Annotated in this window: 22 protein-coding genes and 1 tRNA gene; 9 read left to right on the top strand and 14 right to left on the bottom strand. The window is 60.5% G+C overall.

Going from position 1 to position 20,528, the window contains the following annotated elements:
* The first annotated feature begins 8 nt into the window (after positions 1–8).
* The gene (locus tag EFR00_RS04790; RefSeq protein WP_009991824.1) at positions 9–401 is read left to right on the top strand and encodes a DoxX family protein; all 393 of its coding nucleotides are present in this window, start codon (positions 9–11) and stop codon (positions 399–401) included.
* 45 nt (positions 402–446) lie between these two features.
* On the opposite strand, the gene sugE is transcribed toward EFR00_RS04790, so the two are convergent.
* From sugE to lipB, 8 genes are all read right to left on the bottom strand, one after another.
* Positions 447–761 (bottom strand): quaternary ammonium compound efflux SMR transporter SugE, encoded by a 315-nt coding sequence (sugE, locus tag EFR00_RS04785; RefSeq protein WP_009991822.1) that lies wholly within the window; start codon positions 759–761, stop codon positions 447–449.
* A 156-nt stretch (positions 762–917) separates the two neighbouring features.
* Positions 918–1,385 (bottom strand): YaiI/YqxD family protein, encoded by a 468-nt coding sequence (locus tag EFR00_RS04780; protein WP_010060621.1) that lies wholly within the window; start codon positions 1,383–1,385, stop codon positions 918–920.
* Positions 1,382–1,867, bottom strand: coding sequence for a GNAT family N-acetyltransferase (locus EFR00_RS04775; RefSeq protein ID WP_038689136.1), 486 nt, complete (start codon positions 1,865–1,867; stop codon positions 1,382–1,384). The genes EFR00_RS04780 and EFR00_RS04775 overlap by 4 nt, the downstream gene beginning before the upstream one ends.
* On the bottom strand, positions 1,867–2,994 hold the full coding sequence (locus EFR00_RS04770; protein WP_086156231.1) for an S-(hydroxymethyl)glutathione dehydrogenase/class III alcohol dehydrogenase: 1,128 nt from the start codon (positions 2,992–2,994) through the stop codon (positions 1,867–1,869). Before EFR00_RS04770 ends, EFR00_RS04775 begins: the two co-directional genes overlap by 1 nt.
* Positions 2,995–3,084: 90 nt before the next feature.
* Entirely contained in the window at positions 3,085–5,094 is a 2,010-nt protein-coding gene (locus EFR00_RS04765) for an acetyl-CoA carboxylase biotin carboxylase subunit (protein ID WP_077989190.1), read from the bottom strand.
* A 75-nt stretch (positions 5,095–5,169) separates the two neighbouring features.
* Positions 5,170–5,874 (bottom strand): hypothetical protein, encoded by a 705-nt coding sequence (locus tag EFR00_RS04760; protein ID WP_009996406.1) that lies wholly within the window; start codon positions 5,872–5,874, stop codon positions 5,170–5,172.
* Between the two features lie 108 nt (positions 5,875–5,982).
* Complete coding sequence (locus tag EFR00_RS04755; protein ID WP_009996405.1) at positions 5,983–6,891, bottom strand: DMT family transporter; 909 nt, start codon at positions 6,889–6,891, stop codon at positions 5,983–5,985.
* Positions 6,892–6,969: 78 nt separating this feature from the next.
* Positions 6,970–7,689, bottom strand: a complete 720-nt coding sequence (gene lipB, locus EFR00_RS04750; protein ID WP_009996403.1) for a lipoyl(octanoyl) transferase LipB — start codon at positions 7,687–7,689, stop codon at positions 6,970–6,972.
* 182 nt (positions 7,690–7,871) lie between these two features.
* On the opposite strand from lipB, the gene EFR00_RS04745 reads away from it, so the two are divergent.
* Positions 7,872–7,956, top strand: a tRNA-Leu gene (locus tag EFR00_RS04745).
* A 300-nt stretch (positions 7,957–8,256) separates the two neighbouring features.
* On the opposite strand, the gene EFR00_RS04740 is transcribed toward EFR00_RS04745, so the two are convergent.
* The 3 genes from EFR00_RS04740 to EFR00_RS04730 form a co-directional block, all read right to left on the bottom strand.
* Positions 8,257–8,622 carry a hypothetical protein gene (locus EFR00_RS04740; protein ID WP_009996401.1) on the bottom strand — a complete coding sequence of 122 codons (366 nt, stop codon included), beginning with the start codon at positions 8,620–8,622 and terminating at the stop codon, positions 8,257–8,259.
* Positions 8,623–8,921: 299 nt separating this feature from the next.
* On the bottom strand, positions 8,922–9,434 hold the full coding sequence (locus tag EFR00_RS04735; protein WP_038689125.1) for a BON domain-containing protein: 513 nt from the start codon (positions 9,432–9,434) through the stop codon (positions 8,922–8,924).
* A 71-nt stretch (positions 9,435–9,505) separates the two neighbouring features.
* On the bottom strand, positions 9,506–10,000 hold the full coding sequence (locus EFR00_RS04730) for a peptide deformylase (protein ID WP_077989189.1): 495 nt from the start codon (positions 9,998–10,000) through the stop codon (positions 9,506–9,508).
* A 238-nt stretch (positions 10,001–10,238) separates the two neighbouring features.
* Between EFR00_RS04730 and mgtE the strand changes: the two genes are divergently transcribed.
* Together mgtE and EFR00_RS04720 are read left to right on the top strand one after the other, a co-directional pair.
* The gene (mgtE, locus tag EFR00_RS04725; protein ID WP_038689121.1) at positions 10,239–11,651 is read left to right on the top strand and encodes a magnesium transporter; all 1,413 of its coding nucleotides are present in this window, start codon (positions 10,239–10,241) and stop codon (positions 11,649–11,651) included.
* A 65-nt stretch (positions 11,652–11,716) separates the two neighbouring features.
* Positions 11,717–12,109: a MerR family transcriptional regulator gene (locus EFR00_RS04720; RefSeq protein ID WP_011425479.1), complete on the top strand. Its 393-nt coding sequence runs from the start codon at positions 11,717–11,719 to the stop codon at positions 12,107–12,109.
* 24 nt (positions 12,110–12,133) lie between these two features.
* On the opposite strand, the gene EFR00_RS04715 is transcribed toward EFR00_RS04720, so the two are convergent.
* Together EFR00_RS04715 and EFR00_RS04710 are read right to left on the bottom strand one after the other, a co-directional pair.
* Complete coding sequence (locus tag EFR00_RS04715; RefSeq protein ID WP_077989188.1) at positions 12,134–13,123, bottom strand: heparan-alpha-glucosaminide N-acetyltransferase; 990 nt, start codon at positions 13,121–13,123, stop codon at positions 12,134–12,136.
* Entirely contained in the window at positions 13,123–13,887 is a 765-nt protein-coding gene (locus EFR00_RS04710) for a DUF599 domain-containing protein (protein WP_009993538.1), read from the bottom strand. Before EFR00_RS04710 ends, EFR00_RS04715 begins: the two co-directional genes overlap by 1 nt.
* A 299-nt stretch (positions 13,888–14,186) precedes the next feature.
* On the opposite strand from EFR00_RS04710, the gene EFR00_RS04705 reads away from it, so the two are divergent.
* A complete protein-coding gene (locus tag EFR00_RS04705; protein WP_077989186.1) occupies positions 14,187–14,960 on the top strand; it encodes a fumarylacetoacetate hydrolase family protein in 774 nt (257 codons plus the stop codon).
* A 153-nt stretch (positions 14,961–15,113) separates the two neighbouring features.
* Entirely contained in the window at positions 15,114–15,647 is a 534-nt protein-coding gene (locus tag EFR00_RS04700; protein WP_038689115.1) for a carboxymuconolactone decarboxylase family protein, read from the top strand.
* 198 nt (positions 15,648–15,845) lie between these two features.
* Here the strand turns inward: EFR00_RS04700 and EFR00_RS04695 are convergent, their stop codons facing one another.
* Positions 15,846–16,847: a LacI family DNA-binding transcriptional regulator gene (locus tag EFR00_RS04695; protein ID WP_077989185.1), complete on the bottom strand. Its 1,002-nt coding sequence runs from the start codon at positions 16,845–16,847 to the stop codon at positions 15,846–15,848.
* Positions 16,848–17,217: 370 nt separating this feature from the next.
* On the opposite strand from EFR00_RS04695, the gene EFR00_RS04690 reads away from it, so the two are divergent.
* From EFR00_RS04690 to EFR00_RS04680, 3 genes are read left to right on the top strand one after another with little or no spacing between them, the layout of a single operon-like run.
* Positions 17,218–18,069 carry a branched-chain amino acid ABC transporter permease gene (locus EFR00_RS04690; protein WP_077989183.1) on the top strand — a complete coding sequence of 284 codons (852 nt, stop codon included), beginning with the start codon at positions 17,218–17,220 and terminating at the stop codon, positions 18,067–18,069.
* 2 nt (positions 18,070–18,071) lie between these two features.
* Positions 18,072–19,814, top strand: coding sequence for a branched-chain amino acid ABC transporter ATP-binding protein/permease (locus tag EFR00_RS04685; protein WP_077989182.1), 1,743 nt, complete (start codon positions 18,072–18,074; stop codon positions 19,812–19,814).
* Positions 19,804–20,511, top strand: a complete 708-nt coding sequence (locus EFR00_RS04680) for an ABC transporter ATP-binding protein (protein ID WP_077989181.1) — start codon at positions 19,804–19,806, stop codon at positions 20,509–20,511. The genes EFR00_RS04685 and EFR00_RS04680 overlap by 11 nt, the downstream gene beginning before the upstream one ends.
* Positions 20,512–20,528: the final 17 nt, after the last annotated feature.

The raw sequence follows: 20,528 nt of genomic DNA, 5'->3' as shown, positions 1-20,528 counted from the left end.
GAGGTTTTATGTCAACTTTCGAGCGTCTTTCCGCCTATCGCCCCTATGGGCTGGCCGCTCTCAGAATCATCACCGCGCTGCTGTTCATCGAACACGGCACGATGAAGCTTTTCGGCTTTCCAGCTTCGCAGATGTCTGGCCCGCTTCCGCCGCTGATGCTCTTCGCGGCTCTTCTCGAGCTCGTCGGTGGCATCCTCATTCTCGTCGGCCTGCTGACCCGTCCCGTCGCCTTCCTGCTGGCCGGCCAAATGGCCGTCGCCTATTTCATGGCGCATGCTCCGAACAGCTTCTTCCCGGCCGTCAACCAGGGCGACGCTGCCATCCTGTTCTGCTTCGTCTTCCTCTACCTGTTCTTCTCCGGTCCCGGCGCTTTTGCTGTCGATAACCGCAATCTAGCCTGATGATAGGCTGCGGGGCATTGCGGTGCCCCGCAGCGTTTTGTTTATTTAGGCAGTGAGCTTGAGACCGGCGATGCCGCCGACGATCAGCGTGATACAGGCAAGACGGGAGACACTTGCCTCATCGCCGAGCAGCCAGATGCCGAGCAGCACGGTGCCGACCGTGCCGATGCCGGTCCAGACCGCATAGGCAGTGCCGATCGGCAGATGCTTCACCGCCAGGCCGAGCAGCACCACGCTGACGACCATGGATATGACCGTCAACGCTGTCGGCAACGGCCGCGTGAAGCCATCGGTATATTTGAGGCCGATCGCCCAACCACATTCGAAAAGACCGGCAAGAAAAAGCAGAAACCAGGCCATGCGACTCTCCTTGTCAAGAGCGAGGCCGTCCCCGCGACGTTGCATCCGTCAGGATGCCGCAGTCGTCTGCGATAGCGTCTATATGCGTGAGGGGACGGATGCATTCAAGGTGGGAATCCGCATGGCAGCCATGCCACCCGTTTCATGCGGGTGTGATCAGGGCTTCCCGCCAGCCTCGGCGGAAAGGCTCTTGGCGCGGCGGCAGAGGCGGTCGAAGGTTTCGAGGAAACGTGAGCGATCTTTCGGGCTGAAGGCGGCGTTATAGCCCTTGCTCTCGCCGGTTTCGCGCAAATGCGCGCCGAGATCGCGCATGGCGCTCGCCATGCCAATATTGGTCTCGTCGAAGACACGGCCGGTCGGGCCGCTGACGAAGGCGCCTGTGGCGACGCAGCGCACGGCGAGCGGCACGTCGGCGGTGACGACGACATCGCCCGCTCCGGCGCGCTCGGCGATCCAGTTGTCGGCGGCATCGAACGCGCTGGAAACGATGACGTTGTGGATCATCGGATCGCGCGATGGGCGCAGGCCGGAATTGGCGACGAAGGTGACTTCGAGGCCGAGACGTTCGGCGACCTTCATGATCTCCGGCTTCACCGGGCAGGCATCGGCGTCGACATAGATCATGACAATATCCTTGCCGGCTGGATGGCTGGCTGGCGGACCATATCGATATGGGGAATGCCGTCTTCCAGATATTCCTCCGACGCCACGACGAAACCGAAGCCTTCGTAGAATCGGCGCAGGTGAGCCTGCGCCGACAAGGCGATGGGGTTTGCCGGAAAAAGCCGTACGCAAGCAGAGATCGCTTCGCTCATCAATGCATCGCCCAGCCGCTTTCCGCGATGGGCCGGCGAGACGACGACGCGACCGATCTTTGACGGATCATGCGGCTCATGCGGTTTCAGGATCCGCGCCGAAGCCAGGAGTTCGCCGCTCTCCAGCAGCCTTAGGTGCAGGGCGTCGATGTCCTTGCCGTCGAGTTCCGGATAGGGGCAGTTCTGCTCGACGACGAAGACATCAACGCGCATTTTCAAGAGTTCGTAGAGCTCCCGCGCGAGGAGCTCATCGACGTTCTTGAGGACGGCGGTGTAGGTCGTCGCAGCCATCAATAAACAACCACGCCGCGGATGCTTTCACCCTTGTGCATCATCTCGAAGCCCTTGTTGATGTCTTCGAGCGGCATGGTGTGGGTGATCATCGGGTCGATCTGGATCTTGCCCTGCATGTACCAGTCGACGATCTTCGGCACGTCGGTGCGGCCGCGGGCGCCGCCGAAGGCGGTGCCCATCCAGTTGCGCCCGGTGACCAGCTGGAACGGCCGGGTGGAAATCTCCTGGCCGGCGCCGGCAACGCCGATGATGACCGATTTGCCCCAGCCGCGGTGCGATGCTTCCAGCGCCTGGCGCATCACCTTGGTGTTGCCGGTGCAGTCGAAGGTGTAGTCGGCGCCGCCGATCAGGTCGCCGTTACGCTTGGTCATGTTGACGAGATAGGGCACGATGTCGTCGCCGACCTCCTTCGGATTGACGAAATGCGTCATGCCGAACTTTTCGCCCCATTCCTTGCGGTCAGGGTTGATGTCGACGCCGATGATCATGTCGGCGCCGGCGAGCCTTAAGCCCTGCAGCACGTTGAGGCCGATGCCGCCGAGGCCGAAGACGATCGCGGTCGAACCGATCTCGACCTTGGCGGTATTGATCACCGCGCCGATGCCTGTCGTGACGCCGCAGCCGATGTAGCAGATCTTGTCGAAGGGGGCGTCGGGATTGACCTTGGCAAGGGCGATCTCCGGCAGCACCGTGTAATTGGCGAAGGTCGAGCAGCCCATATAATGATGGATATTGTCCTTGCCGATCGAAAAGCGCGAAGTACCGTCAGGCATCACACCCTGGCCCTGGGTCGAGCGGATGGCGGTGCAGAGATTGGTCTTGCGGGAAAGGCAGGAATAGCACTCGCGGCATTCCGGCGTGTAGAGCGGAATGACGTGGTCGCCCTTCTTGACCGAGGTGACACCGGGGCCGACATCGACGACGATGCCGGCACCCTCATGGCCGAGGATCGCCGGGAACAGGCCTTCCGGATCGGCGCCGGACAGGGTGAAGTCGTCGGTGTGGCAGATGCCGGTCGCCTTAACCTCGACCAGCACTTCGCCGGCCTTCGGGCCGTCGAGCTGTACGGTCATCACTTCGAGCGGTTTTCCGGCCTGAACGGCTACGGCGGCGCGAACGTCCATTTGATATCTCCCTGACAATGTTATGGGGCGGAGCTTGGCATGGTCGGCGCGCCGCGCTCAAGCGAAAACGGCCGGCCGCGGGGCTTTCTCTTAGGCGAATTCCATGATCACGGCATCGACGGCCAGGCTTTCGCCGGCCGCGGCATTGATCTTCGAAACGACGAGATCGCGCTCTGCGCGCAAGACGTTCTCCATCTTCATCGCCTCGACGATCGCAAGCGTCTCACCGGCCTTGACCTCCTGGCCCTCGGCGACCGCAATGGACACGACGAGGCCGGGCATCGGGCAGAGCAGAAGCTTGGACGTATCGGGCGGCAGCTTTACCGGCATCAGCCTGTCGAGTTCGGCGTGGCGCGGCGAAAAGACCTTGGCGGTGACCGACAGTCCCTGCCAGTCGATGCGCAGGCCGTTGAGAACGGGACGGATCTGGGCAGTAATATCCCGGCCGCCGACCTTGCCGCTCCAGACCGGATCACCCGGTCTCCAATCGGTGATAACGCTCCGGTTTTCGCCCTCTATCGCCATGTCCATATCGAAGGGGATGGTGACGAGGCCGTCGAGCAATCTGACATCGACGTAGTCTTCGCCTGTTTTGACCACCCAATGCTCACGCAGCGGGCCGGATGAGGCGCGCAGGCGATCGGCAAAACCTTCGCGGCGGTTCGTTTCAATGAGCGAGGCCGACAGCGCTATCGCGGCAAGCATGGCCTCCTCCTGCCTGTCCGGCTTCATCGGCGCGAAGCCGTCAGGATATTCCTCGGCGATGAAACCGGTGGAAAGCCGACCCTCGCGCCAGCGCGGATGTTTCATCAGCGCCGACAGAAAGGGGACATTGTGTTCGATGCCGTCGACGACGAAACCGTCGAGCGCCCGGCCCATGGCGTCGATCGCCTCGCCGCGCGTCGGCGCCCAGGTGCAGAGCTTGGCGATCATCGGGTCGTAATACATCGAGATCTCCGCACCCTCGAAGACGCCGGTATCGTTGCGGATGACGACGTTGCCGCTTCGGCCTTCCGCCGGCGGGCGGTAACGCGTCAGCCGGCCGATCGAAGGCAGGAAGTTGCGGTAGGGATCTTCGGCATAGAGACGGCTTTCGATCGCCCAGCCATCGAGGCTGACATCCTCCTGGCCGAAGCTGAGCGGCTCTCCGGCCGCGACGCGGATCATTTTTTCGACGAGATCGATGCCGGTGACGAGCTCGGTGACGGGGTGCTCGACCTGCAGGCGGGTGTTCATTTCGAGGAAGTAGAAGTTGCGGTCGCGGTCGACGATGAATTCGACGGTGCCGGCGCTCTGGTATTCGACGGCCTTGGCCAGCGCCACCGACTGTTCGCCCATGGCCTTGCGGGTGTTTTCGTCGAGGAAAGGCGAGGGCGCCTCTTCGGCCACCTTCTGGTTGCGCCGTTGGATCGAGCATTCGCGCTCGCCAAGGTAGACGACATTGCCATGGGCGTCGGCCAGCACCTGGATCTCGATATGGCGCGGCTCGACGACGTACTTCTCGATGAAGACGCGGTCGTCCCCGAAGGAGCTTTTCGCCTCCGAGCGGGCGCGCTCGAAGCCGTCGCGGACTTCGGCCTTGTTCCAGGCGATGCGCATGCCCTTGCCGCCACCGCCGGCCGACGCCTTGATCATGACGGGATAGCCAATGCCGCCGGCGATCGTTTCCGCATGGGCGGCATCCTCGATGACGCCAAGATGGCCGGGCACGGTGGAGACGCCGGCGGCATTGGCGAATTTCTTCGATTCGATCTTGTCGCCCATCGCCATGATCGCCTTCGGCTTCGGGCCAATGAAGACGATGCCCTGCTTTTCCAATTCGGCACAGAAGGAGGCGCGCTCGGAAAGAAAGCCGTAACCGGGATGAACCGCCTCGGCGCCGGTCGCCTTGCAGGCGGCGATGATCTTCTCGGCGACCAGATAACTTTCCGAGGCCGCAGCGGGGCCGATATGCACGGCCTCGTCGGCCATCTCGACATGCAGCGCATCCCGATCCGCATCCGAATAGACCGCGACGGTCGAAATGCCCATGCGGCGCGCGGTCTTGATCACGCGGCAGGCAATCTCGCCGCGATTCGCGATCAGGATTTTCTTGAACATCGAGACTCCACCCAGAAATGCGTTCCGGAGTTTTACGCACAAAACACCGGAACGCACAATCGGGCTTGAGAAAGCTCAGGCGACGGCGGCTTGGGCTACCGGTTCTTCGTCGACGATGCGAAGCCAGCGGCTGCGGCGCGGCTCGAAACGATCGCGCAGTTCGACGGCAGCCATGATGCCGGCCCAGTGCGGATGGTTGGCAGCCGGCAGGATTGCCTGCTCGATCTGCTGGAAGACGCCATATTCGGCCGGAGCCACGGCGATGACGCCGCCTGCGGCAATGCTTCTGAAGATGCGCATCGTAAAATCGACGTCCTGGCGGGTGATGCTCCTTCGGTCGACGGCGCGTGACTGCTTGTAGCCGCCGATGCCGTCGGTGATCGCCAGGCGAAGCTGGTCGAGGGCAAGCGCTCGCAGTTCACCCGGGACATCGGCCGAAAGCTCCATGATGTGGAGAATGAGCTCGAGCTCCAGCGCCGAGTTGACGACGCCATCGGTGGTGAACATGCGCATGATCCAGGCAACGTTGATGTCATCCAACGAGCCCTGCGGATGGGTGTGGTTGACGATGAAACCGGCGAGCTGCTCCACGAAAAAAGCGTTCCACTCGGCACATTTTTCAGGACAGGAATTGTTGAGCGCCAACATCGCCCCGACATCCTGGGATGTCCGGATCCCCTCGGGAAAGGCATGTTTGCGCAACAATACGATATCTTCGGCCGTCAGCCGATGCTTGCCGGCCACGACACAGGCCGGAAAAGCGAGACGGAATTCGCTCATGTTTTAACTCCAGGCTTCATCATGAAGCCGGAGACAGTTTTATCGCCTGCGAATTGACGATCCCTCAAGAAGAGGCGTTAACCTGACATTCCCGAAATCATTAGGACTTTAGCGATTGTGCTGCTGCCGCTCGCGCCAGATGATGAAAAGGCCCGATGCAACGATGATGAAGATGCCGATCCACTTGGAAAAACTCGGGAAATCGTTGAACAACGCATAGCCGAGCACCGTGGCCGAGATGATCTCGAAATATTGGAACGGCGCAAGCAGCGACAGCGGCGCAAGCCGGAAAGCCCGGACCACCAGCATATGCGCATATCCGGAGATCGAGCCAAGGGCGAGAAGCAGCGCGAGACCGAGACCGGAGGCGGGCAGGGAGATGGCGAAATCCTCGCTGCCGGCGCCGCTGCCGGCGAGAAGGGCGGCGGCCATGAAGACCGTCCCGCCAATGCCCGCCATCGTCTGCATGGTGAGCGGCGAATCGGCCTCGCCGATTGCGCGATTGAGGAAAAGATAGAGCGAGAACAGAAAGGCGCAGGCGACCGGCAGCAGCGCCTTGAGGCCGAAAATCTCGTAACTGGGCTGAATGACGATCATCGCGCCGCCGAAACCGACCGCGATCGCCATCCAGCGCCGCCAGCCGACCTTCTCTCCAAGGAATACAGCCGACATGGCGGTCAGCATGAAGGGCTCGACGAAATAGATGGCGAAGACGTCGGCAAGCGGCATGTATTTGACGGCGACGAAGAACAGCAGGCTTGCAGCCCCGTGCAGCACGCCGCGCAGAATATTCATCCATGGTCGTTTGGCCGAAAACGCCCTGAACCCGAAAAGAGCGACGAGGATCGGCAGGGTGCAGGCGATCTGAAAAAAGAATCGGTAGAATGTCACCTGGCCCGGCGACATCGCCTCGAAGGTGGCCATGTATTTGGCGATGGCGTCCATGGTCGGCAGGATGAACATGGCGCCGGACATGATGGCCATGCCCTGCAGGGAGTTTTGATGGGGCTCTGACATTGGCGGCCGATTCTTCGGGGACGGCGCCCATCATCACGGGAAAGCCGGGCAAATCAAGCCGTCAAACCTCGCAAGCGGTCAGGGCGCGTTCACCGTCTCGCCAAAAACCGTCTCGAAAGCGGCGCGCAGGCTGATGTCGACCTCCGCCATCATGACTGGCAGGCCGAGGTCGACGAGGCTGGTCACGCCATAGGCCGATATCCCGCAGGGCACGATGCCGCTGAAATGATCGAGGTCCGGATCGACGTTCAGCGACAGGCCGTGGAAGGTCACCCATTTGCGCAAGCGGATGCCGAGGGCGGCGATCTTGTCTTCAGCCATGGTTCCGTCGGCCAGCAGCGGTTTTTCCGGGCGGCGCACCCAGACACCGACGCGATCCTCGCGCCGCTCGCCGCGCACGTTCATCATGTCGAGCGTGCGGATGACGACCTCCTCGAGGGCGGCGACGAAGGCGCGCACGTCCTGGCGGCGGCGCTTCAGGTCGAGCATGACGTAGGCGACGCGCTGGCCGGGTCCATGATAGGTATATTCGCCGCCGCGTCCCGTCGCAAAGACCGGGAAGCGATCCGGCTGGACGAGGTCGCCGGCATTGGCGCTGGTGCCGGCGGTATAGAGCGGCGGATGCTCGACGAGCCAGACAAGCTCGTCGCCGCCCTCTGCGATCGCCGCGACCTCGCGCTCCATCGCTTCCACCGCTTCCTCATAGGCGACGAGCCCGTCGGCGATGCGCCAGCGCACCGGGCGGGTATCGAGTTTGGGGAGCATGGAGAATTCGAGATCGGTGCGAAGCATGGCCATTCCTTGCCGCTTGCCCCGAAATGCCTGATAAATAGGGGCGGCAGGCAACCTATATGGACCCGTTTTCCAGCCAATTCAAATGCTGTGAAAGGTTTTCAAAAAAACTGTCATATCGCCCTTGTGCACCCCAAATGCTTTTGCTACATGCTGCCCCGCCGACGCAAATCGGCACCTACCACGATGCGGTCGTGGCGGAATTGGTAGACGCGCAGCGTTGAGGTCGCTGTGGGGCAACCCGTGGAAGTTCGAGTCTTCTCGACCGCACCATCCCCTTCAGGGAACGCTCGCCGGGCGATGATTTCGGTATAGCTTGATCACCTCTTATATGTGTGACACGGCCAGTTGGCCGTGATTGCCGCCGCGTCGGACATAAGCATCGACGACGGTGAAACACGTCGCGCTGATCTGAACCGCGACTCAAGCGAAAAGTGATCCTCGAAAGATCGCGATCTGATTTTGAGACGACGCCTTCATGACCACGACCCGTTACCGGCTCGTTCCGTTCGTTCTGAGGCGACAGAACCGGATTAAAAGGAAGGGGCCGATTTTTCGGCCCCTTCTATTGGATCAATGAGTTGCGCGGCAGGCTTCGGTGCGCGAGGCGCCGCTGTCGGCACCCTTTGTATGGGAGCCGCTCGGACCGACCATGCTGTGGCACGGCGGCAGGGGCTTGATGCTCGCGGTCGCCGTCTTGTCGACGACTGGGGTGGCCACGGCGGACGGGGCAAAGCCGTCGCTGTCATTGGTGTAATCGCTGGAATAGGCCGGGGCCTTGCGGTTGCTGTAGTGAACCGGAGCGGGCTTGGCCATCGGGCTCGGCGCAAAGCCGTCACTGTCATTGGTATAGTCGTCGGAATATGTCGGCTGGGCGAAGGCAGCGCCTGAGAGGCTGACGGCGAACAGAGATGCGGCGAGGGCAAATTTGATGCGCATGGTTTCTTCTCCTCAATCTGTTGTTGAATTCAACAACATAAACCATCCCCGGCGGATAGGAGTTCGCGCTCCAATTCTGGCGAAATTGTGAACGGATTACGGCTGGCCCGCAACCTTTTGTTCAAATAAAATCACGGTCTTGTCAATGAACTTGACGTTGCCGTTACGGCAGCCGCCTAACAAAATAGCCAATCTGATCATCCGTGATCGCTACAATCGAAGATTGTTAACTTTTGGTAATGTTGAACAGAACTTAGGGGAGGCGGCAGCGGCCTCCCGTCATGATCGTCAAGTGAGGTTCAGTCTTCGTTGGGGATGTGGGCGTCGACGCCGGTCAGCTGCAGCCTGTTGCGGACATGATGGACGCCGTCGACAGACAACGCGCCGAGCTCGACCTTGCGGGCGATGCCGATCGTCTCCACCGAGCCGTCCAGGGTGATGACGTGGCCGTCGGCGTGGACCTCAATGCTGTTGATATCCACTTCGGGAATGTTTTCGAGAATGTCGTTTACCCGCGCTTCGAGCTCGTCGCTGTCGTCACGATCGATCGTGCCGGGGCGCAGCGTATCCTTCAGGCGGTTCTCGTTGCCGTCCTTATCCGTGCCGTCGATGCGAAAGCCTTGGTTGGGATCGCGGTCGAAATTCGCTTTTGTCTCGCCATAGGGGCGGTTGGCCGGGTCGCTGCCAGCGGTGCCGTCGGCATAGGGCCAGCCGTCGTCGAGATTGCGTTCTTCGAGGTCGCGATAATCCTCTTCACGGGAAAGCTCCGGGGACTCGCGTGAAATCGGGGTCTTGTCACCGATCCTTGCCATTATGGTCGCTCCTTGTTTCTCTGCGGGAAAACGCCGACAGGGGCGAATGGTTCGGTGTGCCGGGCGATTTGTCAGCCCTGCGTCTTCTCCCATTTCTTGACGAGGCGGTCGCGCTTCAGCCGCGAAAGCCGCTGCAGCCAGAAGATGCCGTCGAGCTGGTCGACCTCGTGCTGGATGCAAATGGCGAGAAAATCTTCGGCGGCCTCGTCGTGCATCTTGCCGTCGGCATCCTGATAGCGGAAGCGGATTGCCCGCGGACGCGTGACTTCATCGGTCGCGCCGGGCATGGAGACACTGCCCTCGGTATGGATCATCGTCTCCTGCGACTGCCAGGTGATCTCAGGATTGACATAGAGGCGCACCCCGTCGGTCCTGTCCAGCTCGAGCACCGTCACACGAAGGAAGACGCCGATATGGGCGGCGGTGATGCCGACACCGGGGGCCGCGCGCATCGTCGCCAGCAGGTCGTCGGCCAGCGCGCCGAGCGAGTCATCGAAGGCCGTCACCGGGGCGCAGACAGTCTTCAGGCCCTGATGCGGATAACGCAGGATCGGACGGACGGGCATGAAGCGGGCTTCCTCTGTTTGAACGACGGGAAAACTATCGTTGGTCGCAGGCATTGTCATCAAGAAGCGCGGTTTGACGCTTTACGGCAGGGTTGCTTTGAGCTAGCAGGAGCAGAATTCCGACTGCGGGAGCTTCGCGCGGAATTTACTATCCGCTTGTTGACAATGTGTTTTCGGCCGACATTTGCGAATGCGGCGCGGTAGCCGTTGAAATTGGAACCAGGTGCGAGGGCGGCAGATGACGACGACCGATACGGAAGACCGCATTCGCCGGCGCGATGACGAGGAAGCGGATATTTACGACGAGGACGGCAATGTCCGTGGCGATTTCCTTGCCCTCGTCGGCGCCGCGATCGCCGATCGCGATACGCTGTTCCTGCGCCAGAATGTCGCCCGCCTGCATGAATCCGAAATAGGCGACCTGCTGGAAGCGATCCAGCCGGATCAGCGGCTGGCGCTGGTGCGCCTGCTCGGCGAAGATTTCGACATGACGGCACTGACCGAGGTCGATGAGGCGATCCGCCGCGAGATCGTCGACCAGATGCCGAACGAGCAGATCGCCGCTGCGATCGGCGAGCTCGATTCGGACGATGCCGTTTACATTCTCGAAGATCTCGACAAGGAAGACCGGGAAGAGATCCTTGCGCAACTGCCGTTTACCGAACGGGTGCGGTTGCGCCGGGCGCTCGACTATCCGGAAAGCTCGGCCGGGCGCCGCATGCAGACGGAATTCGTCGCCGTGCCGCCGTTCTGGACTGTGGGACAGACGATCGACTACATGCGCGACGAGGAGGATCTGCCCTATTCCTTCTCACAGATCTTCGTCATCGATCCGACCTTCAAGCTGCTCGGCGCCGTCGACCTCGATCAGATCCTGCGCACCAAGCGGCAGACGAAGATCGAGCAGATCATGCGCGAAACCAATCATCCGGTTCCGGCCGAGATGGACCAGGAAGAGGCGGCCCAGCTCTTCGAACAGTACGACCTTCTCTCGGCTGCTGTCGTCGACGAAAATGGCCGGCTGGTCGGCGTGCTGACCATCGACGACGTCGTCGACGTCATCCACGAAGAGGCGGACGAGGATATCAAGCGCCTCGGCGGCGTCGGCGACGAAGAACTGTCGGATAATGTGCTGTCGACGGCGCGCTCGCGTTTCCTCTGGCTGCTCATCAATCTCGGCACGGCGATGCTGTCGGCGAGCGTCATCGGCCTGTTCGACGCCTCGATCGAGAAGATGATCGCGCTTGCGGTGCTGATGCCGATCGTCGCCTCGATGGGCGGCAATGCCGGCACGCAGACGATGACGGTGACGGTGCGCGCGCTCGCCACCCGCGATCTCGATATCTACAATGCCGGCCGCATCATCCGCAGAGAGGCGGGCGTCGGCATCCTCAACGGCGCCGTCTTCGCGACGATCATGGGCTTGATCGCCGGCACGTGGTTCCAAGACTATCAGCTCGGCGGGGTGATTGCGGCGGCGATGGTCATCAATCTGATGGCGGCAGCGCTTGCCGGCATCCTGTTGCCGCTGCTGCTCGACAAGATGGGGGCCGACCCAGCCATCGCCTCCTCGGTCTTCGTCACGACGGTGACCGACTGTACCGGCTTTTTCGCCTTTCTCGGCATCGCGACCTGGTGGTTCGGCATCTGAATGGCCGCCGAAATTGACTATTACGTAAAAGTCAATATTATTGCCGGTTCGACGACGGGGAACACATGCCGGTGAACAAATATTACAGCATAACGGAGCTCACGCGCGAATTCGGTGTCTCGACGCGCACGCTCCGATTCTACGAAGACGAGGGTCTGATCCATCCGGAGCGGCGAGGGCGCACCCGTCTGTTTCGGCCGGCGGACCGACGGCTGATCGGCGAAATCCTGCGCGGGCGGCGCATCGGTTTCACCATCGCGGAAATTCGCGAGATCATCCAGGTCTACAAGGAGCCCCCGGGCGAACTCGGCCAGCTGAAGCTTCTGATGAAGCGCGTCGACGAGAAGCGCGAGGACCTGCGCCAGAAGCGCAAGGATATAGACGACACCCTGACGGAACTCGACAATATCGAAGAGGCCTGCCTCGGCCGCCTCGCCGAAATCGGCGTCACTACCTGACAACGGGCAGTGCCTCGCCGGTCTTTATTCCGCCTCGGCGCTGCATTCGGCGGCGAGCGTCTGGACCCGTTCATCGTTCTGGACGTCGATCTCGTTTGCCTGCAGTGGGATCAACAGGCTTTGGGCCTGCAATTTTCCGAGCGTACACTGGCAGAAGCTGCGGCACAGCGCTTCGCCTTGCTGCATCACGCAAGTGGAGTTGCATTGCCTTAGGTAAGTTTCCGCCGGATCCGGCGTCGGCGGCGGGACGAGAAGGGAAAGCCCATAGGCGATGGCGATCAGCACCGGCTGGTGGATGAGGTAGAAGGCAAGGCTGTGGCGGCCAAGTCGCGCCGGCCACCAGGAGCCGGTGCCGAGGGCGGCAAGCCGGTGCGGCAGCCTGGTTCTGATGGCGATCGAGGCGAAGCTCAGTCCGGCAAAGAACGGCATTGCCCAGGGAAACAGCGGCACGTAGTCGTTCGACCGTTCCGGCATGGCGGCAAGGCCGATCCAGGCGAGATATCGCGGATCGAAAAAGGACGAGCGCAGCAAGCCCGGTGTGCCGAAATTATCGATGATCCAGGCGGCCAGGAGCGCCAGCGTGAAAACGAGCGTGACGGCGAGCGGCAGCTGGATGAAAACGATGCCGATGAGCGTGAGCACCGCGATGCAATGCAGGATGCCAAAATAGATCCACCCGTCCGGCATCGCGATCCGCGTCGCGATCGAGATGACCGCGGCGGCCGCGGCAATCATGCCGAAACGCTTCCAGAAAGATGGCCAGCGAACCGCGGGCGTGCTCGAAAGCACCAGGCTGACGCCGACGATGAAGAGAAAGGTCGTGGCGATCGCCCGGGCATAGATCTTCAGCCAGCCGGTCTCGGCCGTGCCCGGCGCAAGATAGCCCATGAACTCCATGTCCCAGGTGAAATGGTAGCTTGCCATAGCGATCAGCGCGACGCCGCGCGCCGTATCCAATAGACCGATGCGCGGGGGTCTCGCAGTCGCATCGGCCTGCATTGCCGGCATTGTCATCAAAGTCCCTCGGACAAATCACTTCCGCTGCTCGACGGCATGTCGCGGCGAACAGGAGAAAGGTGAAGATTGGGCGGCGGGCCGGCATCCATGATCGCCAGCCGCGCCTCAGAGAAGAATTGCCGGCGCGCCAGCACGAAGATGACGATCGCCGTCGTCAGCATGAAGACATAAGGGTTGATGAACCAGCCGAGATAGCCGATCGACAGGAAGATCGCCCTCAGGCCCTCATTGAAATTGCTGCCGGCAATGACGTTCATGCGGATGACGCGTTCGGCGGCCCGCTCGGCGGCGATCACGTCGCTCTCGGCGTCGCGCAGCATCGGGATGGAGCCGAAGAGAATGGTGCAGTAGTTGAACAGCCGATAGGACCAGCCGAACTTGAAAAAGGCATAACCGAAAAGCGCTGCCAGTCCGCCGACCTTCATCTCGAAGACGGCATGGCCGCCATGGAAAACGAAGGGCAGGTCGGCAAAGACCGCGTCGACCTTCTCGGTGGCGCCCAGCAGCGCGAAGCAGCTGCCGATCGCGAAGATCGAGGTCGAGGCGAAAAAGGCCGTGCCGTTCTGCAGTCCGGCCATGATCTGCGTGTCGATCATCTTCAGGTCGCGGCGCAGCGAATTGTAGATCCACTCGCGGCGCCGTTCGGTCATCGCATGCGTCAGACTGGTGCGGCCGAAAAAGGTGCGGCCCTTCAGCAGCCAGGAATAGGCCATCCAGACACAGGCAAAGAAGGCCAGAGCAATGTAGTCCGCCGTCGTCATCGGTGATTCAGTCTCCGCATGAAGTGCGGCCACCTTACATATGCATCGAGATGCTGCAATGACTGGTAAGGCGAGCTGGCTGGTTTAAGCACTAAAGGCGAAAACCGGTTTCGATGCGCACAGCCAAAATGCTGAGCGCCGTTCGCGCATCCTATCGGCGCGAAATTCGTAGCAAGACGGCACCGATGCCGATTGTTTTGCAGCATTCTAGGATCCAATTCCAATCCCCAACCGCCGGGCACGAAGTGCGTTGACGAGACATCGCGTCTGCGCTAACGTTAGCAAAAATGGAGATCAGAATGAAGATTGTGCGTTACCGGTCCGGCGATGGAATTCACTATGGGGTCGAAAGCGAAGGCGTGATCGAACGGCTCGCTGGTGATCCCTTCCAGTCGATCGAACGAACGGGGCAGGCGGATGACCTTTCGAGCGTCCATCTGCTGTGCCCGATCGAGCGGCCGCGGATATTCGGGGTCGCGTATAATTACCGGCAGCACACCGACGAGACGGGAAAAGAGCAACCGACGCTTCCTGTGTTGTTCATGAAGCCAAGCACGGCCGCGTGCGGCAACGGAGATGCCATTGAATATCCGAGTGATGGCGAAATCGTCCATTACGAGGCTGAACTGGTCGCTATCGTGGGCAAAGGAGGGCGCCACATCAGCCCAGAAAACGCCTTGCAGCACGTGCTCGGCTACACATGCGGCAATGATATCAGCGACCGCATCATCCAGCGGCAGGAAAGCAAGTTCGGCTGCCTGTTGGCGGGCAAGGGCTACGACACTTTTGCCCCGATCGGTCCGGCCATCATTACGGATATCGATCCGACCAACCTTGACGTCATCCTTCGTCAGAACGGCACAGTCAGACAGTCGGGGAATACGCGAGACCTCGTCTACCCGGTTGCTGACATCGTTGCTTACTTGAGCCGCTTCATGACGCTGCTCCCCGGCGACGTGATCATGACCGGCACGCCGGCCGGCGTTGGACCGATCGTTCCCGGCGACGATCTCGAGGTGGAGATTCCCGGTATCGGCGTGTTGAAAAATCACGTGGTTCCTGCGCGGCATTAAGCGGAGCGCGAGAGATCCTGCAAAGGAATTTCGTTGCAGCCAGAAAATCTGATTGACTCAGGTTCTCTAACACAAGTAATGCTAACGTTAGCAAATTCTGGCCGATCGAATGGTCTTAGGCAGGCGATTTGCGAAAAAATCTGAGGTGGTGGAATGGCACGAGTCCGATACGTCTCAAATACCGAATTGGCTGAGACGCAACCCGCGCTGAATGAGCGCTTGCTGAAGGAGAGGAAGGTTCCGACCGGAAATATCTTCCTCGCGCTCGCCAATGCTCCCGCAGTCCTTAACGATTTCCTGACCTACGCGAACGCTGTGCGGGCTGCCGACCTCAGCCCGAAGCTGCGTGAGATGGCGATCCTTACGGTCGGCTATTGCACAAACTCGGAGTACGAGGTGAAGCATCATCATTCCCATGGCCTCAAGGCGGGCCTTACGGAGGAGCAGTTTCATGCCATTCCGGATTTCGAGACCTCGGACCTTTTCAATGAGCAGGAGAAGGCTGTGATGGCCTTTGCCAAGGACTCGACGCTGAACGTCGATGTGTCGGATGAAGTCTGGGGTGGAGTCGCGAAGTTCCTGTCGGAGAAGCAACTTGTCGAACTCGCGATCAATGTTGCCTGGTACAATTCCGGTGTTCGTCTGATGGGCGCGTTGAAAATTGATCTTGAAGAGGGATACCGATGAGCAAGCGGGCAGCGCGGGAGCTGCGTTCGCTTCGTCATGCCGCATAGTCTTGGCAGCGGCTCATCTAAATCCAGGGCTTTCAGCGTCGCGCTCGGGATGGGGTGAATCACGGCCAATAAAGAGAGGTGCGCGTCGCGGGACGGGCGCCTCTCCCCGATTCAGCAGCCTACCGCTGGATATCCATTGGCCTGCCGGCGTTTATGGAGCGCCCGTGCTGCCGCGAATGATCAATTGTGGCGGCGAGATGAAGCTATAAGGCTTGCTAAGGTCCCCCTTGTTCTGAAGGTGATGGAGGAACCACAGCCCGCAGGCGGTTGCCAATTCCGAAACCGGTAACTGAACTGTCGTAAGTCCGGGGCCCCACCACCGATATCCAAGTTCATCGCCGAACCCGATGACGGAAATGTCTCCCGGGACGCTCAAAGCTTGGTCCTGGATTTCATCAATGACTCCGGAGGTGTTTTGTACCGCACCGATCACCAGCGCCGTCGGTCGATCCTTGCGGGAAAGGAGGCGGCGTACCGCCTCGCGGCCGAATTCGGGCGAGGATGGAGCGCCCAGTTCCTCATGAACGACAATCGTCTCGCCGGAGTTTTTGACCGCGTCACGGAAACCCTGCACGCGAGCCGCGCCGGTGGGCAGCTCTTCCGTGCCGCCGATATAAGCGATCCGTCTGTGACCTTCATTGATGATATGTTCCGTACTCTCGTAAAGCGCCCTTCTGTCATCGATCCCAAACCATTGGTCGCCGAGCAACGGCGCCTTGCGCAGCAATTGGATGTGAGGTGTCATCTTCAGGATTCGCGCAGAATCGGGATGAGGTTTGGCGCTTGGGACCAGAATGATCCCGGCGACGTTGACGCTGGTGAGTTCCCTGATATGACGAAGCTCGTGCATTCTGTCGTCATCGGTTTCACACAAAGTCAGCTGATAATTCGCCGAAAGAAGGCATCTCGACAGAGCATGGGCGATGGTCGAATAAAAGCTGTTGCGGATATCCGGCACGATCAGCCCAACGAGGTTGCTTTGAACCCCGCGCATCATTCGTGCAGCACGATTGGCAACGTAACCGGCTTGAGCTGCGGCCTCGTTCACCTTTCGCTTCATCTCGGCGCTTATGCGTCGATCGTCGGCGAGGGCGCGACCCACCGTTGAGGGTGAAACCTGAAGTCTGGCGGCGATATCTTTGATTGTTACCATTGTGCTTAGCCCGAATGATCACTTTCGCCAACGATAGCATTGGCGCGGCGGTTGTCAAACGCCGAAATCGCAGAACAACTCCGGCAAATCAAGGTGCTCTGATGTTCGTTCACGGATCTTCGGTGCGCTGACGGGGTCCCCGTCGTAATAGCTAGCGATCTCATGGGGTTGATTTCACCTTTTGGAATTATCTCTCGGTATTGCCGCATCTCGGGCGGCGCGCATTGAGGAATTTTACCTCGTGAATGTCATTGACATGGCCGCCGCCCTATGAGACCAATGTTGTGCAAACGTTAGCGCAGGAGGAGGCATAACGGATGGATGTTCTGGCAATCTTGGAGATGATCATCGTGCCCACAGAAGGACGTGGATGCTGATGACCCTTGCTCTCTTCTTGCAATCGGCTGTTGGTGGCATTTTGCTGGGCGGGATTTATGGCCTGCTGGCAATGGGGCTCAGCCTGAGCTGGGGGCTGTTGAAACTTGTGAACCTCAGCCACTTCGCGCTTGCGTTCCTTGGCGCCTACCTGACCTACCAGCTCGGCACGGTCTATGGTGTCCCGGCATATTTAAGCGCCCTTCTGATCGCTCCGCTGTTCTTCGCGCTTGGCGTTGCGCTGCACAGCGTGTTCGTGCGTTTCAAGGTGAAGGAATTCGCTTCTCTCCTGGTCACGTTCGGCGTCACGATCCTGATCGAGTCGCTGATCCAATGGGTCTGGTCGGCCGATTTCCTTCGCTACGAAACGCCCTATGCGCAGACCACCATCCGGCTCGGCCCGATCTTCGTGCCCGTATTGGATCTTTCCGCCTTTGCCTGCGCCGGCGTGCTTGCCGGAGCGGCTTGGTACGCATTGAACAAGACCATGCTCGGCAAGGCACTGCGTGCCGCTGCCCATGACGCCCCCGTAGCATCGGCTTTCGGAATCAATTCCACCCGCGTGTCGTACATCCTGGCCGGCCTCTGCTCAGCGACGGCAGGTATCGCGGGTGTCTTCATCGCCCTGATCGGAACTTTGGCTCCATCTCAAATCGAGGCCTGGATCGGGGTTGTGTTCGCCGTCGCCATCATTGGAGGATTGGGCAGCCCCATCGGCGCATTGGGTGCCGGAATGCTGATTGGCGTGGCCGAGAGCCTGACCATGTCCGTCGTGAACCCCGCTTGGGCGCCGCTCGTGGCATTCAGCGTGCTCATCGTCATCCTCCTGCGCAAACCGGTGATTTGACCATGAAAAAGCTCCTAATCACAGCACCCGCCGTCGCGGTCCTGGCCTCGCTGCCTTACCTGGGAATGGCGGATTACTACCTTTCCTACCTGTACATCATCTTCTTTTGGGTCGTGCTGGCTACGAGCTGGGGCATCCTCAGCGGTTACACCGGCTACTGGAGTTTTGGTCACGCCGCGTTTTTCGGCATCGGGGTCTACACGACGGCGACGCTGACGACGCAGTTGTCATGGCCCTTCGTGGCGACGATACCTGCCGCGGCACTGCTTGCGGCCGCGGTCGCTGTCCTGATTGGCTTGGTGGTTTTTCGCTCGGGAGCTCTGCGCGGCGAGTTCTTCGCGCTGCTGACGCTGTCGGTAACCTTCGTCATTGCGGCCATTGTGTCGAACACCGCGCTGGATTCGGGCACGGGCGTATTCCTCTCGGGAATCGAAATCCCAATGATCGGCGCGACGGCGTCTGGCTCGCTCTATATGTTCGGGCTTATCGCGGCTCTTGCCGCGCTGGCGTCGTCCTATTTCATCTTTCACAGCAAGTTCGGCCAGGGCTTGCTTGCAATCCACGACGATGAAGACGTCGCAGAGGTGAAAGGCGTTCCGACGTTCCGCTACAAGCTGCTGTCGTTTGCGATCTCGTCGGCGCTTGCAGGCGCAATGGGTGCAATACACGCGGTATATGTAGGCTACGTCACGGTTGGCGAGACGTTCGCGGTGACCGTTCCTCTCTATGTCGTGCTCATGAGCATTCTCGGCGGTGCGCGCCATTGGGCGGGACCTGCCATCGGCGCGGTCATCATCACCGTGCTGCAAAGCGCCATCGTCAGCGGCGCTCATGCGGAATTCGGCCGTGCGGGCGTGGCTCTCGCGCTGATCATTGTCATACTGGTGCTGCCGTCCGGCATTGTTCCCAGCCTGATCCGCCGGTTTGCCGACAGGCGCAGCGGAGCTGGCGCACAGGAGGCGAGTGATCAGGCCGCTGCGCGGTTCGCGCCCTCAGCCCCGGCAGGCTCCGGTCCGGTGCTTCTCAAATGCGAGGATGTCACCAAGTCCTTTGGCGGCATCCGTGCCTTGACCGGCGTGACCCTGGACGTCCGGCGGGGGGAAATTCTCGCCCTGGTCGGGCCGAATGGCTCCGGCAAGTCAACACTGATCAACATGATCAGCGGCCATTACGCCATGACCTCCGGTAAGATCACGCTGGAAGGCGAGGAGATCTCCGGTCGATCACCGCATCTGATCGCGCAGCAGGGCGTGGCGCGTACCTACCAGATCCCGCGCCTGTTCGATAATCTGACTGTCCTCGAAAACGTTCGGCTCTGCGCTAGATTTGGCGGCGCAGATGGCATGGGCTTGGATGCGGTCGACGCAGTCACCAGGGAGGCTCTCGCCTTTACCGGCCTGGCTGACAAGGCCAACTTGCTCCCGGAGGCGTTGAACCTGCATGACCGCAAGTTTGTCGAATTCGCCAGAGCACTGACGGCAAAACCGCGGCTGCTGCTGCTCGACGAGGTGCTTTGCGGCTTGAATCCGGCCGAGGTCGACCATGCGGTCGAAATGATCAAGCGGATCAGGGCTGGCGGTACGACGATCATCTTCGTTGAGCACCTGATGCGTGCGGTTGTCGCGCTGGCGGACCGTGTCGCGGTGCTGGACCAGGGGAAAGTTCTGGCGCTTGGGCAGCCAAGCGAAACGATGAGAGACCCGGCAGTGGTCAGCGTATATCTGGGAGGCAGTCATGCTGCTTGAGGTCGATAAGATCGAGGTCGGCTACGGAGATGCGATCGCTCTGTGGGATCTGTCAATCGGTGTAAGAGCAGGCGAGATCGTCTCGGTCGTCGGCCCGAACGGGGCGGGGAAGAGCACGCTGGTAAATGCCATCGCCGGCATTCTTCGTCCGCACAAAGGAAAGATCGTCATCGAGGGGAAGGACGTCTCCAAGGTGCCCAGCCATCGGGTGTGCGATTACGGCATAGCGGTAGTCCCGGAAGGGCGGCGTCTTTTCACGGCAATGACGGTCTTGGACAATCTGTTGCTCGGAGCATACCGCTCGCTCGCTCGTGCTGAGCGCGATGCTATCCTCGCTGAGGTGTTTCAGCTTTTCCCTGTCTTGGAAGAGCGTCAGAATTCGTTGGCGGGTTCCTTGTCGGGCGGGCAGCAGCAAATGGTTGCGATCGGCCGCGGCCTGATGGCCAAGCCGCGCGTGCTGCTCATGGACGAGCCGTCGCTCGGGCTGTCGCCTTTGATCGTCGGCGAAATGTTCAAAATCATCCAGATGATCAATGAGCGAGGCGTAGCCGTGCTGCTCGTCGAGCAGAACGTGAACAAGGCGCTTGAAATTGCCCATCAGGCCTACGTGATCGAGCAAGGCCGCGTGACGGCCTCCGGAGCGCCCGAAGTTCTCATCAATGATCCAAGCATCAGGGAGGCCTATCTTGGAATCTGAAAAATTGAGCGGGAGAG

It is taken from the genome of Rhizobium sophoriradicis, assembly GCF_003939025.1.
Taxonomy (GTDB): Bacteria; Pseudomonadota; Alphaproteobacteria; order Rhizobiales; family Rhizobiaceae; genus Rhizobium; species Rhizobium sophoriradicis.
Note: the sequence above shows the minus strand (reverse complement) of the source record. Positions and strands in the feature narration are given on the sequence as shown.